The sequence below is a fragment of the Streptomyces sp. CNZ287 genome (assembly GCF_007827615.1).
The window spans coordinates 102,202-117,854 of the sequence record NZ_VISV01000019.1; the positions used below are offsets into that span (position 1 = coordinate 102,202).

Annotated in this window: 14 protein-coding genes, 1 tRNA gene and 1 pseudogene; 3 read left to right on the top strand and 13 right to left on the bottom strand. The window is 71.8% G+C overall.

The window, feature by feature from the left end:
* Window positions 1-33: 33 nt before the first annotated feature.
* A complete protein-coding gene (locus FB457_RS36485; protein ID WP_301540187.1) occupies window positions 34-162 on the bottom strand; it encodes a hypothetical protein in 129 nt (42 codons plus the stop codon).
* A 639-nt stretch (window positions 163-801) separates the two neighbouring features.
* Between FB457_RS36485 and FB457_RS28190 the strand changes: the two are divergent.
* Window positions 802-1,221, top strand: a pseudogene (locus FB457_RS28190) (glycoside hydrolase family 95-like protein); the annotation flags it as partial.
* A 51-nt stretch (window positions 1,222-1,272) separates the two neighbouring features.
* Here FB457_RS28190 and FB457_RS28195 read toward each other — a convergent pair.
* Window positions 1,273-3,117, bottom strand: a complete 1,845-nt coding sequence (locus tag FB457_RS28195) for a glycoside hydrolase family 15 protein (protein ID WP_145783678.1) — start codon at window positions 3,115-3,117, stop codon at window positions 1,273-1,275.
* A gap of 527 nt (window positions 3,118-3,644) precedes the next feature.
* On the opposite strand from FB457_RS28195, the gene FB457_RS28200 reads away from it, so the two are divergent.
* On the top strand, window positions 3,645-4,913 hold the full coding sequence (locus FB457_RS28200) for a hypothetical protein (RefSeq protein WP_145783679.1): 1,269 nt from the start codon (window positions 3,645-3,647) through the stop codon (window positions 4,911-4,913).
* A 94-nt stretch (window positions 4,914-5,007) separates the two neighbouring features.
* On the opposite strand, the gene FB457_RS28205 is transcribed toward FB457_RS28200, so the two are convergent.
* From FB457_RS28205 to selD, 11 genes are all read right to left on the bottom strand, one after another.
* A complete protein-coding gene (locus tag FB457_RS28205) occupies window positions 5,008-6,222 on the bottom strand; it encodes an FAD-dependent monooxygenase (protein ID WP_047018975.1) in 1,215 nt (404 codons plus the stop codon).
* 151 nt (window positions 6,223-6,373) lie between these two features.
* On the bottom strand, window positions 6,374-7,378 hold the full coding sequence (locus FB457_RS28210) for a UbiA family prenyltransferase (RefSeq protein ID WP_078898527.1): 1,005 nt from the start codon (window positions 7,376-7,378) through the stop codon (window positions 6,374-6,376).
* A gap of 126 nt (window positions 7,379-7,504) precedes the next feature.
* Window positions 7,505-9,127 carry an FAD-dependent oxidoreductase gene (locus FB457_RS28215; protein ID WP_145783680.1) on the bottom strand — a complete coding sequence of 541 codons (1,623 nt, stop codon included), beginning with the start codon at window positions 9,125-9,127 and terminating at the stop codon, window positions 7,505-7,507.
* Between the two features lie 40 nt (window positions 9,128-9,167).
* Window positions 9,168-10,337, bottom strand: coding sequence for a PhzF family phenazine biosynthesis protein (locus FB457_RS28220; protein WP_078898528.1), 1,170 nt, complete (start codon window positions 10,335-10,337; stop codon window positions 9,168-9,170).
* 503 nt (window positions 10,338-10,840) lie between these two features.
* On the bottom strand, window positions 10,841-11,356 hold the full coding sequence (locus FB457_RS28225) for a hypothetical protein (protein ID WP_145783681.1): 516 nt from the start codon (window positions 11,354-11,356) through the stop codon (window positions 10,841-10,843).
* A gap of 63 nt (window positions 11,357-11,419) precedes the next feature.
* Window positions 11,420-11,596, bottom strand: coding sequence for a hypothetical protein (locus FB457_RS35440; RefSeq protein ID WP_164492605.1), 177 nt, complete (start codon window positions 11,594-11,596; stop codon window positions 11,420-11,422).
* Window position 11,597: 1 nt separating this feature from the next.
* Complete coding sequence (locus FB457_RS28230) at window positions 11,598-12,518, bottom strand: peptidoglycan-binding domain-containing protein (protein ID WP_047018979.1); 921 nt, start codon at window positions 12,516-12,518, stop codon at window positions 11,598-11,600.
* Window positions 12,518-13,024: a hypothetical protein gene (locus FB457_RS28235; protein ID WP_047018980.1), complete on the bottom strand. Its 507-nt coding sequence runs from the start codon at window positions 13,022-13,024 to the stop codon at window positions 12,518-12,520. Before FB457_RS28235 ends, FB457_RS28230 begins: the two co-directional genes overlap by 1 nt.
* Before the next feature lie 2 nt (window positions 13,025-13,026).
* Window positions 13,027-13,611, bottom strand: a complete 585-nt coding sequence (locus FB457_RS28240) for a MauE/DoxX family redox-associated membrane protein (RefSeq protein WP_145783683.1) — start codon at window positions 13,609-13,611, stop codon at window positions 13,027-13,029.
* A complete protein-coding gene (locus FB457_RS28245) occupies window positions 13,608-14,312 on the bottom strand; it encodes a hypothetical protein (RefSeq protein WP_047018982.1) in 705 nt (234 codons plus the stop codon). Before FB457_RS28245 ends, FB457_RS28240 begins: the two co-directional genes overlap by 4 nt.
* Before the next feature lie 155 nt (window positions 14,313-14,467).
* Entirely contained in the window at window positions 14,468-15,472 is a 1,005-nt protein-coding gene (gene selD / locus FB457_RS28250) for a selenide, water dikinase SelD (protein ID WP_047018983.1), read from the bottom strand.
* 77 nt (window positions 15,473-15,549) lie between these two features.
* Between selD and FB457_RS28255 the strand changes: the two genes are divergently transcribed.
* Window positions 15,550-15,645, top strand: a tRNA-Sec gene (locus tag FB457_RS28255).
* Window positions 15,646-15,653: the final 8 nt, after the last annotated feature.

The following is a 15,653-nucleotide window of genomic DNA, read 5'->3' on the forward strand; positions in this document are numbered from 1 at the left end:
ACCGCAGGTGTCGGTCTGCGTCGCCCTCACCGGCTACACCATCGCGGCGACGACGGAGTACGCGTTCTGGTGGGTGCCCCCCGGTGCCGCCGGCCTGCTGAGGGCCGCCGGGGTCGGCATCGGACGTTTCTCCCCGGGCTGGCCGGCCGTGCTCGTCGCCAACGTCGCGATCGTCTGCGCCGGCTGGTTCGCCGGCCTCGCCGTCCGGGAGCGCCGGAAAAGGATCACCGCCGCCGCGGAATCGAGGTCCTGCGCCACGAGGACGCCGTCGACCCCGCGCTCACTCCCACCCCCGGGCTGGCCGACACGGCCGCGCTGGCCGACCAGATCCGCGGCGCCGGCGCAAGCCGTGGACCCCGCCGTCGCCGGTCGGGGAGCCGTCGGCGGACGGGGCGGCGGAGGCTCCGAGCGTGGCCACGGTGGAGCAGGACGGCCGCGAGTACGTCGTGGTGTGGGCCCACGGCATGGAGGGCAAGGGCGAGTTGCACGACGGCAAGGAGGTCGTGCGGCTGGCGGTCTTCCCCGCGGACGGCTCCGGCGACGGGACGGCGCCCGCGCGGCAGGTCTCCGTGCCGGTGGACGCCCCGTCAGGGGTGCAGGTGCGCGACGGCGGTGACGGGGCGCTGGTCACCTGGGACCCCGTCGGCTCGGACACCTACGGCGTGTCCGTGAACCTGGCGACCGGCGAGCGCACCGCGTTCGGCTACGAGGACCTGGACATGCCGCAGTGCGGCCCGGCGTCGTGCATCGGCGGCGGAAAGGTCGTCGGGGCGGGCGGCGGCGGTCCCGTGGTGCGGGCAGAGCACCCTTCCCAACCTCTGGGGCACGCATCCGCCGTACCAGTGGGACACGCATCCGCCGTACCAGATCGACGGCAACTTCGGCGCCACTGCCGGGATCGCCGAAATGCTGCTGCAGAGCCACCTCGGCACGATCGACGTCCTGCCGGCGCTGCCGGGCGCCTGGGAGGACGGCAGCGTGGACGGGCTGAAGGCCCGGGGCGCGTTCACGGTGGGTGCGACGTGGCGCGCGGGCGACCCGACGGAGATCCGGCTCACCTCGGCCAAGGGCGGGAAAGCGGTGCTCCGGCACGAGGCGTTCCGCGGAGAGGTCCGGGTCTACCGCGACAACGGCCGGCCCGCCGGCTTCTCCACCGACGGCGACGCCCTCAGGCTGCCGACCAGAGCGGGGGTGACGTACCGCATCGTCCCGCAGGGCTGATCGACGCCACCGGCTGCGTCCCGGCCCGGGAGCCGACTGCCCCGGGCGGGGCTAGCCGAGGGTGCGGTCGAGGTTGAAGGCGGCGCTGATGAGGGCGAGGTGGGTGAACGCCTGGGGGAAGTTTCCGAGTTGCTCCCCGGTGTGGCCGATCTCCTCGGCGTAGAGGCCGAGGTGGTTGGCGTACGTGAGCATCTTCTCGAACGCGAGCCGGCCCTCGTCGACGCGGCCCGCCCGGGTCAGCGCTTCGACGTACCAGAACGAGCAGATCGAGAAGGTCCCCTCCTCGCCGGGCAGACCGTCCGCGCTGCTCTGCGGGTCGTAGCGGTAGACCAGCGAGTCGGAGACCAGGTCCTCGCCCAGGGCGTCGAGGGTGGCGAGCCACTTCGGGTCGGTGGGGGAGACGAACTTCGCCAGGGGCATCATCAGGAGGGATGCGTCGAGGAGGTGGCTGTCCTCGAACTGGACGAAGGCGTTCCGTTCGGTGGACCAGCCGTGGCGCATGATCCGGCGGTAGATGTCGTCCCGGGACCGTCCCCACCGGACCAGGTCGGCGGGGAGTCCGCGGTGCCGGGCCATGCGCATGGCCCGTTCGATCGCCACCCAGCACATCAGCCGCGAGTAGAGGAAGTTCCTGGATCCGCCGCGGGTTTCCCAGATGCCCCGGTCGGGCTGGTCCCAGTGGGCGCACACCCAGTCGACGAGTGCGCTGATGCCGTCCCAGTAGGCACTGGAGACGGGCTGCCCCCACTTGTCGTAGAGGTAGAGGGAGTCGACGAGCGCTCCGTAGATGTCCAGTTGCAGTTGGCTGACGGCGCCGTTGCCGACGCGCACGGGTGCCGAGCCCCGGTAGCCCTCCAGGTGCGGAAGTTCCCGTTCGGGCAGGTCGTGGCGCCCGTCGATGCCGTACATGATCTGCAGTGGGCCGGCGGCGCCGGCCGCTTCGAGGCGGACGTGCTCGGAGAGGAATCCCATGAACGCCTGGGCCTCGTCGGTGAAGCCGAGCCTGAGCAGCGCGTACACGCAGAAGGCCGCGTCACGGATCCATACGTAGCGGTAGTCCCAGTTGCGCTGTCCGCCGATGTGCTCGGGCAGGGAGGTGGTCGGCGCGGCGATGATGGCGCCGGTCGGGGCGTAGGTCAGGAGCTTCAGAGTGAGGGCGGAGCGGTGCACGACCTCCCGCCAGCGGCCCCGGTAGCGGGACTGGGACAGCCACCGCCGCCAGTAGCCGACGGTGGCGTTGAACTGCTCCTCCGCCTCGGCCTCGGGGCAGTGGCGGGGCCGGACGTCGCCGCCGACCCGGTCGAGCGCGAAGACAGCCGACTGGCCTTCGCGCAGCTTGAACAGCGACCAGGCATCCTGGCCCGACACCTCTACCGGCACGCTCGACGTCAGCGCGAGGGTCAGTGAGGGTGACGCGAAGACCACCTGGCGGTCCTGAACGCGCACGGTGTGCGGCTCCGTCCCGTACGCGAAGCGGGGTGCCACGCGGGCGCGGAAGGGCAGCGATCCGCGGACACACACCACGCGCCGGATCAGCCGGTGCCGGTCGGCCTCGCGTGAATCGTCCGTGATCGGCATGAAGTCCTGGATCTCCCCCACCCCGTCGTCGGCGGAGAAGCGGGTGATCAGCACATTGGTATCGGGGAAGTAGAACTGCTTCGTGCGTGTCGGGACGTCCGCGGCAAGTTCGAAGGACCCGCCCCGCTCGGCGTCGAGGAGTGAGGCGAACACACTGGGAGCATCGAAGCGCGGGCAGCAGTACCAGTCGATCGTGCCGTTCGTGCCCACCAGCGCCGCGCTGCGCAGATCACCGATGAGACCGTGCTCGGCGACCGGAAGATAGCGGGGCGCATGCACGTCGGACTGTCCCCCGGGCGCTTCGGCTTCACGCGTCATTTCGGACCTCCCAGCAGCCACCGGGTGTCCGGATTCACCGGCACCGGCCCGGAGATGCCCCGCGCCGGGCGTTTTCACGGCGGCGGGCGGTACCCACCACAATCGACTCACGGATTCCCGCGGTATATGACTGCAGTGCCTCTACCAACCTAATACGGTGGACAGGCGGCAGCAAACAGACACGTATGCCGATTGCCCGATTAAGACACGCAAGATCAGACATGTTTCCCGCGCCCGACCCGCAGGATTCCGTTTGCTGACGGTGAAGTAATGAGTACCTAACGTGATCGAATCCCGGGAGCACCACTGCCGAGGCGTTTCCATACGCAAGAAATTGCGCGGGAAGTTTCGGGAAGTTGTCAACCCAGGGCTTTGCGCTCATTCGACGATTTGCTGAAGGGCCTCGCCAGGAGGCCATAGCCTTCGGAGGGCGGAGCATGAGCGCGGTCAAGGTCAAGGTCCGGACCGGAGCGGGCAGTTCCACGGATGCCGGCCCGGAGGCCAGGGCGGTCCAGAGACGATCACCGGTGCCCCTGTTGCTGAACGCGCTACTGGTGCCGGCCGCCGCGGCCCGGGACCGTCCGGCCGTCCTCCCGCCTGAGCCGGGTGCGCCCCCAGGTGCGTCCGCGGCGACGCTCGCCGAGCGCAGGGCGCTCGCCCACACCTACGCCCTCTGTTACGCCCGGGCCGACAAGCAGGAGAAGACCCTCATCCTCGACAAGGTGTGCGCGGCGACCGGCTGGCACCGCAGCCACGCCCGCAACGCGCTTCTGAACGCCGCACGCCCCAAGCCGGGCAGGGTCCCGCAGCGCCGGAAGTACGACGCCGAGGTCGTCGCGGCGCTGACGCTGTGCTGGACCATCCTGGACCGGCCGGCGGGCAAGCGGCTGGCGCCGATGCTTCCCGAGCTGGTGCCGGTACTGCGCCGCCACCGCGAGCTGTCCCTCGACGACGAGTCCGCCGAGCTGCTGATGTCCATGTCGGCGGCGACGATCTCCCGCCGTCTCGCCCCGTACCGGCAGTCCTCCGGAACCGCCCCGCGGCTGCGGCCCGGTTCCCGGCCGCGCGGTGAACTCCCGCTCGTCACCTGGACGGAGTGGGACCACGGCCACCCCGGGTTCTTCGAGATCGCGGTCGTACGCCACGACGGCGGTACGGCGGGCGGCAGTTGCCTGCTGACCGTGGCCGCCACCGACATCGCCACCGGCTGGACCGAGATCCGGACGGTCCGGGGTGCCGGGCAGATACCCCTCGCCCTGGAGGTGGTTGCCAGGAACCTGCCCTTCCCGGTTCTCGGACTCGACTGCGGGAGCCACGGCGCCGAGATCGACGAGGCCCTGCTGCGCTGGTGCCGGCAGCGCCGGGTGACCTTCACTCATGCCCGCCCGGTCGGCAGGGGCAGCCACCACGTCGGCCAGCAGAGCTGGCGGATGCTGCACGAACTCGCGGGCCACCATCACTACGACTCCCCGGGTGAACAGGCCCTCCTCAACGAGATCTGGGCCGCGCTCTCACGGCTGACGAACTACTTCTATCCCCAGCAGCGTTCGGTGTCCGGCCCCGGACAGGGTGGCGGCCGCAAGGAGTTCGAGACGGCGACCCCGTACCGCAGGACCGAACGCCACCGCTGCGTGACCCCGGAGGACCAGGCGATCCTCGCCGACGTCTATCCGGACCTCAACCCGGCCGAGCTGCACCGCCACGTCGAGCGTCTGGTGAAGAGGCTGCACCTCATCGCCCAGAGCCGGGCGGCGCTGCGGCGCTGCCGCACCTTCGGCCCCGGCTTCGCCTTATGACGGTACGGCGAACGGCTCGCCCCCGCGATGATGCCGCGGGGGCGAGCCGTTCCGTCCGGAAGGCGGGGGCCGCCGCCGGCCCCCGCGTGCGCTGTCAGTGCCGGGTGGCCGACGCGCGGTCGACGACATCCTGGTAGTCGGTCGTGATGGTCTCCAGACCGGCGGCCATCTCGTCGGCGGAGGTTTCCGCCAGGGTGCGTTCGGAGTGGTCCATGCTGCGGTTGGCCTCGACGATCGCGTTGGCCGCCGGGAGCCGGACACTCTCGTACCGCTTGAACGCGGCCGGCACGTCGCCGCCGGCGTCGGCGAGTTCGGCGGCCAGGGCGACGCCGTCGAGGATGGCCTGGGTGCCGCCGTTGGCGCCGATCGGGTACATCGGGTGGGCGGCGTCACCGAGGAGGGTGACCCGGTGCTCGCCCCAGGAGGGCAGCGGGTCGCGGTCGGCCATCACGTGGTGCATGAGCTGCCCGCTCGACTTCAGAGCCGTGTGGACGTCGAGCCAGCCGAAATCCCAGTCGGCGAAGTGCGGCAGCAGGTCCTCGAACCTGCCGGGGCTGAGCTGTACTTCGCCCTGCCACTCCGGGTCCGCGGCCAGGCACACCCAGTTCAGGAGCACCTTGCCGCGTTCGGCGTGCGGCCGCGAACACGGGTACGCCACCATCCGGTTGCTCCGGTCGTCGGAGGCGATGATCATCGTCCTGCCGTCGATGAACTCGGGTATCTCGGTCAGACCGCGCCACATCCGCACGGGGGTCCGGCGCAGCGGAGACCCCTCGGGGTGCAGTTGCGCGCGGATGACCGAGTGCATGCCGTCCCCGGCGATCAGGGCGTCGGCGTCGATACCGGACTCGCCTCCGGAGCGCGAGCTGATGTGGACGCGTACGCCGTCCGTGTCCTGCTCGAAGCCACGCACCCGTGTCGCCGTACGGATGGCGTCGGCTCCGAGGCGCGAGCGCACCGCGTCGAGCAGCATCATCTGCAGCTCGCCGCGGTGGATCGAGTACTGCGGAAAGTCGTTGCCCGCGGCGATGCCGCGGGCCTCGGACCAGATGGTCCTGCCCTGGTGGTCGAGGTAGCGGTGCTCGCGGGTGGCGATCCCGGTGGCCGCCAGTCTCCCGCCCAGCCCGAGGGCGGTCAGTTCGCCGATCGCCGCGGGCTGGATGTTGATGCCGACCCCGAGCGGCCGGATCTCCTCGGCCTCCTCCAGCAGCGTGACTTCCAGGCCACGGGCGTGCAGAGCCAGCGCGGCGGCCAGTCCTCCGATCCCGGCCCCGGCGATGACGATGCCGGGCGAATGTGTTTCGGTCATGACGGCTGCCACCTTTCTCTACGGTTGAGCGGCTGTGCGGGGATTTCTGTGGGGAGGATCAGCGAGCGGTGAGGACCGGGACGGCGGCCTGGACGTCCGCGGGGCCGCGCCCCTGCGCCTGGCTCACGACGGGTGGGGGGTCGCCGGGTGGTCACCGCCCGATGACGACGAAGACCGCCAGGAGCACCGTGGCCCAGCCCATCAGCGCGGCATGGTAGGGACCGATCAGCGACTTCTTGTGCAGCGCCTCGATCGCCGCTTCGTGCGTGTTGTCGCTCACGTCCCGGATGACGGTGTACAGGAGCCGCTGGCTCACCAGCCAGGCGGCGATCCACGGCACGAACGCCCAGGAGAACCCGAAGGTCGCCCAGACCGCGACGATGAACAGCGCGGAGCCCACGAGCAGCATCGAGGACTGGATGTACATCGTCTTCTTGAGTCCCCAGGCGACGGTGTAGGTCCTGATCCCGAACTTCTCGTCCTCGATGTAGTCCTCGGCGTGGCTGGTGACGAAGAGGGAGACGAGGAGCAGTGCGAAACCCGCCAGGGCCACGACGCTGCCCCATTCCACGGCGTACTCGGAGGAGCGCAGGACGAACAGGCCCGGCAGGAAGACGAGGCTGAGCTGCAGGGTGGGGAGCTGCCAGGCGCCGGCGCCCTTCAGCTTCAGCGGGGGAGCCGAGTACTGGAAGCCGAGGATGCCGACGAAGACGGCCAGCGGCAGCAGGTCCCAGTGCCCGGTCCTGACGGCGAGGAATACCGCCAGCACGCAGTTGATGGCCGTCGATACGCCGATGTGGGCGACGACCCGCGAGACTCCCAGGCCGTAGATGGCCTCGGACTGCCGGGACTTGTACAGCGCGTCCTGCTCACGGTCGGCCAGGGCGTTGGTCATGTTCCCGATCTGCATGCCGGAGACCGAGAAGAGCACACCCAGCAGCGTGTTGAGCGAGTAGACGTCCGACCACTCGTGCGCGGAGAGCAGGGCCGGTGCGAAGGAGACGGTGAGGATGACCGGCAGGAACTCGAACCGCCGGATGACACATGCGTACCGCACGCGAGTGGCCAGCGGAGGGCGTTGGCCGGATGGCCCGTCGGAGTCGGTGAGCAGGGCGTCGAGTTGTGCCCTCAGCGGAGGAGCGTCGGCTTTCGGCATGGTCCGTTTCTCTCGTCGTCGAAGGGGATCGTGCGGGTCTGTGCGGTGGGTGTGACGTGGGCGGGGCGGGGCGGGCGACGCCGGACGCCCGCCCCGAAACCCCGTCGGCTCGCGCTGGACCGCCCGTCAGGGCGCGGTCAGCGAGACCTCGCCGTCGAGCGTGAAGCCCTCGTAGTCCGCGGCGACGATCTCCCCGAGCTTCGCCCGGTACGCGGCGATGCCGCCGAAGTAGAAGAGCGTGCGCCGCTTCTTGCCGGGGATGTTCGAGCCGAAGATCCAGGAGTCCGTCTGCGCGAACAGGCTGTGCTCCGCCATCTCCCGGCACATGGCGGTCCATTCCTTCTCCGCGGTGGCGGTGGCCTCGACCGTGCCGGCCCCGCGCTTCCGGGCGGCGTCGATGGTCTCCGCGATCCACTCGACCTGCGTCTGGAGGGCGGGCGGCAGGTTGGAGAAGACGCTGTTGGGGCCGAAGACCGTGAAGAGGTTCGGGAAGCCGTTCACGGCCATGCCGAGGTAGCTGCTCGGCTCCTCGCCCCAGTACTCCCTGAGCGAGACGCCGCCGCGGCCCCGGATGTCGATCCGGTTGTAACTCCCCTGCATGGCCTCGTAACCCGTCGCGAAGACCAGCACGTCCAGCTCGTGCTCGGTGCCGTCCTCGGTCACCACGCCGGCCGGGGTGATCCGGACGATCGGGTTCTCCTTGGTGGAGACCAGGGTGACGTTGTCGCGGTTGTAGGTCTCGTAGTAATCGGTGTTGCAGATCGGCCGCTTCGCGTAGAGGTCGGTCGGCATGAGCTTGCGCGCGGTCTCCGGGTCCCGCACGATCTCCTTGATCTTCGACCTGATGAACGACGCGGCGGCGTCGTTCGACTCCGGGTTGAACGCGATGTCGGCAAAGGTGCCGAACATGAAGTGGAACCCGTTGCCCGCGTCCCAGCTCTCCTGGAACCTGCGCTCGCGTTCCTCGGCGGAGACGCTCATCGCGGAGATCTGGCTCTCCTCGAAACCGCAGGCGACACGGGAGTTGAAAGCCTTCTCCCAGAACTGCTTGTGGTTCTCCCGGTAGTCCTCGATGAACTCGTCGCTGAGCGGCCCGTCGCCGGCCGGCACGACGTACTGCGCGGAGCGCTGGAAGACCGTGAGGTGCTCCGCCATCTTGGCGGCGGCGCCGATGAACTGGGTTCCGGTCGAGCCGGTACCGATGACCCCGACCTTCTTGCCGGTGATGTCGAGGTCCTCCGGCCAGGCGCCGGTGTGCACCTGCGTGCCCGCGAAACGGTCCCGCCCCTCGATCTCGGGGAAGCTCGCGGCCGACAGCGGTCCGAGCGCGCCGACGACGTAGCGGGCGGTGAACTCCTCGCCGCCGTCGGTCCGTACCGTCCACAGGCCGGAGGACTCGTCGTAGGCCAGCGACTCGACGGTGGTGTTGAGCTGGATGTCCTCGCGCAGGTCGTACCGGTCGACCACGTGCTCCAGATAGGCCAGGATCTCCGGCTGGGGCGCGTAGCGCGTCTTCCAGTTCCACTCCCGCAGCAGGTCGGAGTCGAAGGAGTAGCGGTACGCGATGCTGTCGACGTCGGCGGCGGCGCCCGGATAACGGTTCCAGTGCCAGGTGCCCCCGATGCCGGCCCCCCGCTCGAAGGCCCGCACGTTCAGGCCGAGTGTGTTGCGGAGCTTGTGCAGCATGTAGATACCGGCGAATCCGGCGCCTATGACGATCGAGTCGAGGTGGGTGGGTTTCCTGGGCATAGTGGCCTTTCGGCTGGTGCTGGACAAGGAACGGCGTGGTTCAGACGTGGATGGTGCCTTCGGCGGCGACCGTGCCGTGGCCGCTCACCCGCACGCGGTCGAGCTCGCCGCCGCCCGCGACGGTGGCCTCGGCGAACATCACCGAGGAGCGGCCGCCGAGGTGGCCGCCCTGGTGGATCTCGACGGTCTTCCCGTACGCCACGAGGCCGTACCGCGCGAGGTGGACGGCGAGCGCGCCGGCGGCGGAACCCGCGGACGCGTCCTCGGCGCCGCCGTGGGCCGGCGAGAACACCCGCGCGTGCCACCGCTCGCCCTCGGGGGCGAAGCAGGTGGCGGCCGTGCCGGGGAAGGCGGCGAGCGCCCGGCGGTCGGGGCGCAGCCCGGCGAGCGCCGCCGCGTCGGGAAGTCCCGCGAACACGTGCCGGGGACCGTCGCGGTAGAGGTCCACCGGGAGGGTGGAGGCGGCGATGCCGAGTGCGTCGAGCAGCGCCCCGGCGTGCTCGTACGGCTCCCAGACCGGGATCGGCTGCTCCATGGAGACGTACGCCACGCCGCCGCCCGACTGGGCCGCGGGAGTCCGGTCGACGACGAAGGGCACGACACCCGTCCGCGTCTCGAACCGCAGCCGGTCCGTCCGCAGGTCGAGCGCGACCGCGACCGCCGCGGCGAGCAGCGGACGCCCGGCGAACGGGAGCTCGGCGTCGGGGGTGAAGACCCGCGCCCGTACGTCCGCGTCCGTGGCCCCGGGCGGCAGCAGGAACACCACTTCGGACAGGTTCATCGCCTTGGCGATGCGCCGCATCCGCTCGTCCGTCAGATCCGCCGCGTCGAAGAACACCGCGACCGGGGTGCCGGAGAGCGGCTGGGTGGCGAAGGCGTCGACGACGACGTACCGGTGCGAGGAGTCACGGATACGGACGGCGCCCGCGCCCCGGGCCGTGGCCTGCACCTCGAAGCGGTCCCGGTGGGTGATCGGGGAACCGACCAGGGAGGCGGCCCGGTTCTCGGGGAGCGAGGCGGGCTGCTCGCCCTCCCACACCATGACCGCGCCCCAGCGCTCGCCGTCCGGGTCGGCGATCCAGAACTTCTCCCGCAGCCCCTCGACGGCCTGCCAGTTGTGGACGACACCGTCCTCGTTCAGATGCTGCCTGAGGCTCTCGACCGTGGCGGGAGAGCCCTTCAGATCCCACCAGGCGATCTCCATCTTCATCGTGTCAGCACCCCTTCGCACACGTCGGTGAGGAGGCGTGGCCCGAGACGATGCGCCCCGGCGGAGGGCGATCGGGGAATCGGTGAGGGAGAGGACGGTGCGGAAATCCCAGGTCCGGAAAGCCTGAATCGTTCACGTAAAGTCTTCCCCCGTGGATTTACGAATGATGGACCACTCAACTACAGGCCCGGCTCATGCCTCTCCACGGGTTTTCCTGTACCGCGATGTGCTCATTTCCGTTACCCCGACAGCTCCTGGAACAAATTGCACGTACGCACGTTCAGCCACGGATGGGTTGGGTGAGGTGCCGAGAACTTACCGACGCCACCCGGCGGTTGCAAACGTCTGTTGCCTCATGAAGATCCGCGCGTTGCCGGCGGCACGCACCTTTCCGGATGAGGCCGTTCCGACTTTCGTCACGGGCTGCGATGGCGCAAGCGCGCGTAGTGCAAGCGGCGCCTGCGCCTCTGGGAGAAAAGGAAATGCGGGCGACGCGGCGGTGTCTAGCCCCGCAGGGCCAGCACCGCCCAGGCCGCCGTCGCCGCCGTCGCCGCGCCGAGTCTGAGGAGGGGAAGGCGGGTCAGCAGCCGGTCGTCCCACTCCTCGCCGGTGCCGGAGGCGAACCGCAGGGCGGGGGTGGCCGCGCGGCCCAGCGCGAAGCCCAGGCCGGCCGCCAGCGCCACGCCCGCGTCGTTGGCCAGCAGCACGCCGAGCGCGAGGGCGTACGGCAGGCTCGCCGACACGTACGTACGCACCCCGGTGCCCATCTCGAACCCGAACTGGAGTGCGCCGCGCGCCAGATGGCGTTGCAGCACGTCCTGCGGCACCTGCCGCGCGTTCTGCGGCAGCCGCAGGCGCAGCACCCCGGCGTCGCGGGCGACGGCGAGCAGCCCGAGGGCGGCCGTCGCCCCCGCGCGCCAGTCCGCCGGGACCGGTGCGGCCAGTCCGGACGCAAGCCACAGCACGGTGGCCGAGAGCAGGGCGCCGAGCAGCAGCCCGGTGGAGAAGACCCCCAGCACGGTGGTCTGTCGGTGAACGGCCCGCCAACCTGGCGAGGCAAGCGCGTGCGCGCTGTTCCGCGTTCAAACGGAGCCGGAGAGCGAGTAGCCGGCCAGCCCGCCGAGGATCGCCCAGGTGAGCAGGGGACCGTACCAGCCGGCCGCCACCGCACCGCTGCTGAGCACCAGCATCGGCACCGCCGGGTCGGTCAGCCGGCCGCGCCACGCCGGTCTGGCCGGTCCGGTGCCGATCCGCGCCAACTCACGCCCCGCCGACGAGGGTGCGCCAGGTCTGCTGGCCGACGATCCCGTCGACGGTCAGCCCGGCCCCGCGCTGGAACTCCCGGGTCGCGGTCGCGGTGAGCGCGCCGAACTCGCCGTCCACGGTCAGCGGGTAGCCGTGCTTCACGAGCTGGCGCTGGGCGGCGCTGACGGCGGCGCCGGAGTCGCCCTGCCGGACGGTGACCACCAGGTGGGTCCAGGTGGTCGCGGTGACCGTGCCGGTCGCCCGCAGCCCGTTGGCCTCCTGGAAGCCGCTGACCGCGGTCGCGGTATTGGGGCCGAAGATCCCGTCCGGCTCGGTGGGGAACTGGTGGAAGCCCAGGAGGTGCTGGGCCGTGTACACGTCCGGGCCGCGCGAGCCGTCCCGCAGCGTGGGCCAGGTGACGGCGCCCTCGCAGCCGCAGTCGGTGGTCCAGCGGCAGATGGAACGCACCCAGCCGGAGCCGGAGTTGAAGTAGCCGTCGTGGCAACGCCGTTCGATGCCGCAGCCGCAGGCGCCGCAGGCGCCGCTGAACGCCCACAGCCAGCCGTCGTAGGAGCCCGAGTAGCACTGGTTGGGCCGCAGGGTCCAGGTGACGCCGTCGTTGCGGTGGAAGCCCTCGTGCGGGCCGCTCGTCTCACAGGCGGCGGCGTGCACGGTGCTCGGGCCGCAGCCGGGGGAGCAGTCGTGCGTCGACGCGTAGGAGGGGCACGCGCCCTCCCAGATGTCGTAGCCGTCGGCGTACGCCTCCCTGGCCGCCCCGAAGACGCCGAGGGCGGCGAAGCCCACGACCGTCGCGGACTGGAGCACGGTACGCCGCCGGGGTGCCAGGCTCGGCAGCGAGGAGGTGCTCCGGCGGCGGGTGGGCCGGTCGGCGGCGCCGGAGCGGCGCAGTTGGGGAACCTCGTCGAGGGTGGTCATCACGCGCTCCTCGGCTGACTGGTGTGGTGGGGGGCTGCGGCGACCAGGTCGCCCAGCGCGTCGGCGGAGCCGAGCGGCTCGCTGCGCACGACGCGCCCGGTGGTGCCGACGAGCACGGCGAACGGCGTCGCGATCGCGTCGTAGGCGGTGAAGAGGTCGGGCCGGTTCTCCGTGACCGGTACGCCGGCCTCCGTGGCGGGAGGGGCGTCACCGGCGTAGACGGCGCGCACCGCGGTCGGCCCGTCGAGGCGGCCGGCCGCCGCCAGCACCTCGGCGCAGGTGCGGCATTCGGCGCTGAGGAAGAGCAGCAGCGTCTCGCGGTCCGCGGCCAGCAGCTCGTCCGCATGCGGCGCGGAGCTGCCCGGCGTGACGCCCAGCCGCCCGGGGGAGCGGACCACCGCGCCCCGGGAGAGCTGGTGGACCTGCCGTACCAGCCCGGACACCACGAGGGCGAGCAGGGCGATGGCGGCCCAGGAGAGGATCAGGGCACTGGTGGTGAAGTCCACGGTCAGTGGCCTCCTTCGACGGCGGGGACGGTGCCGTTGCGGGCCGGTGTGCGTGTGGTCGCGGCGGGCCGGCCCATGGCGGCGGGCAGCACCCAGAGCAGGACCGCCAGGGCGACGGCGGCCAGCGCCGCCGTGGTCCACTCGGCCGGGCCCCCGGGCGGGTCGCCGGTCCCCGCGGCCAGCGCGGCGCCGGCGGCCGCCAGTCCGGCGAAAGCCCAGGCACGGCCGGCGACCCAGGAACTCAGGGGCACGTCCGAGCGGGAGCAGCCGCAGGGGCCGCCGCGCCCGGCCGCCAGGGCGTACCCGGTGTAGAGGGCGTAGCAGGCGAAGACCAGTGCGGCGGCGCCGAGCACGGCGGCGAGCGCGGCGCGGTGGCCGGCGAGCAGCGCGGCGGTGCCGGCGACGGCGAGCAGGCCCTCGGCCGCCGTGGCCGCCCGCGCGGCCGGTACCACGGCGCGGCGCGGCAGCAGCCGGTGGGCGGTGAGCGCGCCGGGCAGCGCGGCGGGCCGGCTCAGATGGGAGGCGGCGCCCGCGAGCAGCGCGAGCAGCACCACGCCCGTCGCCGTGGCGGCGATCAGCGACGTCACCCCACGGCCCGCAGGTCGAGCGCGTCGACCAGCGCGGGAACGCGGTCGGCGGTGGTGTCGGCCAGCGGCACGATGGTCGCCCACACCTTCTCGCCGGAGAGCACGAAGAACGGGCGCCCGTCGGAGAGCGAGTCGCGGAACAGCTCGCCCGAGGCGACCGACGCGCCTTGCCAGGGCGGGAGTTGCACGGTGTGCTCGCGGGTGGGCCGGCTCATCTCGACCAGGCCGAGCGTCGGGACCTCCTTGAGCACCGTGGCGGGCCGCGCCAGGCGGGTGCCGGCGGCGGCGTCCGGGGTGAGGGTGATGCCGTCGGAGTGCTCGGCGATGCCGAGGGTGCGCAGGAGCAGCAGCACGTCGGTGAGCGCGGCCCGGTAGAGCCGGGTGATCAGGCTGAACCGCCGGCCCTGCCAGACCACCAGCGTCGGGTTCTCCACCTGCTGCGACTGCGCGTCGTACTCGCTGGTCGTGGCGGTACGCAACGTACCGCCCTGGAAGGAGAGTTCGCTGTCGAACTCGGTGATCCCCAGCGACGCGGCTACCGCCTCTGCCAGGTCGGCGGGCCCGGCGGTGAGTTCGTGGAGACGGCCGTCGGCGATCACCTCGACGACGGAGGTCGCGGGCCGCGTCAGGTCGAGGTCGGCGGCGAGGCGGTACGCGCTTCCGTCCAGCGCGCGGTGCTCGACGGCAGTGGATGACGCCACGTGGTCCTCCCGGAGAACGGTGTGCGGAGCCTGCTGCGCTGACCGGCGGTCAACTCTACCCGGGTAGAATGACGGTGTACATACAACGCCGATCACCTTTCCGGGGTGGCCGTGAGCCGCCGCGCCGGGCGCCGGCCCGGGCCGGAGCCGCACCTTCAGGCGCGTACCACCACGGGCGACTCGCCGGCCGGCAGCACCTCGCCGATCACCGGGTGCCCCGGCACCTCGCCGGCCAGCAGCAGCCCTCCCGAGGTCTGCGCGTCGGCCAGCAACAGCCGTTCCACCTCGGGGAGTGCGCCGAAGTCCACCCAGGGCCCGACCCACGCCAGATTCCGCCGGGTGCCGCCGCTGACGAAGCCGTCCGCCGCCGCCGGCCCGGCCTCCGCCAGCAGCGGGACGGCCGCCGCGTGGATCGCCAGCGTCACGCCGGAGGCACGCGCCAGCTTGTAGGCATGGCCCAGCAGCCCGAACCCCGTGACGTCCGTGCCCGCCCGGATGCCCGCGGCCACCGCCGCGCTCGCCGCGTCCCGGTTCAGCGCGGCCATCACGGCCACCGCCTCGGGAAAGACCTCCCCGGTCGCCTTGTGCCGGGCGTTGAGCACCCCGCTGCCGAGCGGCTTGGTGAGGGTCAGTGCCCGCCCCGGCTCGGCCGCGTCCAGCCGCAGCATCCGCCCGGGGTGGACCATCCCCACCACCGACATCCCGTACTTGGGCTCCGGATCGGTCACGCTGTGGCCGCCCGAGACCTGGCAGCCCGCCGCGTGCGCCACGTCGCGGCCGCCCCGCAGCACCTCGGCGGCCAGCTCCATCGGCAGCGTGTCCCCGGGCCAGGCGAGGAGGTTGACCGCCGCCCACGGGGTGCCGCCCATCGCGTAGACGTCGGAGAGCGCGTTGGCCGCCGCGATCCGGCCCCAGTCGTAGGCGTCGTCCACCACGGGCGTGAAGAAGTCGGCCGTGGTGACGATGGCCCGCTCATCGTCGAGGCGGACCACGGCGGCGTCGTCTCCGCCGCCCTCCAGGCCCACCAGCAGTTCGGCGGCCGGATCCTCCGGGCGGCTGCCCGTCAGGCTTAGCGAGGAGACGAGGGTGTCGAGTTCGCCGGGGGGAATCTTGCAGGCGCAGCCACCGCCGCCCGCGTACTGGGTCAGTCGCACGGTCATCCGCCGGACGTTACGCCCGAACGCCCCTGCGCGGACAGGGGACTGGGGGCGCCGGGCGGGGACGTAGACTCCCTGCCGGAGGCGGGCGGGTGCCTGGTGGCCCTCACGGTCTTCAACACCGATGCGGCCGGGCACCCCGGCCGGGTGGGTTCGATTCCCATACGCCTCCGCCAGAAGCTCC

Bases quoted from the DNA above. Each gene is read 5' to 3' on its own strand.
- FB457_RS28210 (WP_078898527.1), bottom strand. From the start codon at position 7,378: ATGCCGAAAGCCGACGCTCCTCCGCTGAGGGCACAACTCGACGCCCTG.
- selD (WP_047018983.1), bottom strand. From the start codon at position 15,472: ATGACCGTGCGACTGACCCAGTACGCGGGCGGCGGTGGCTGCGCCTGC.
- FB457_RS28220 (WP_078898528.1), bottom strand. From the start codon at position 10,337: ATGAAGATGGAGATCGCCTGGTGGGATCTGAAGGGCTCTCCCGCCACG.
- FB457_RS28230 (WP_047018979.1), bottom strand. From the start codon at position 12,518: ATGACCACCCTCGACGAGGTTCCCCAACTGCGCCGCTCCGGCGCCGCC.
- FB457_RS28215 (WP_145783680.1), bottom strand. From the start codon at position 9,127: ATGCCCAGGAAACCCACCCACCTCGACTCGATCGTCATAGGCGCCGGA.
- FB457_RS28195 (WP_145783678.1), bottom strand. From the start codon at position 3,117: ATGACGCGTGAAGCCGAAGCGCCCGGGGGACAGTCCGACGTGCATGCG.
- FB457_RS28205 (WP_047018975.1), bottom strand. From the start codon at position 6,222: ATGACCGAAACACATTCGCCCGGCATCGTCATCGCCGGGGCCGGGATC.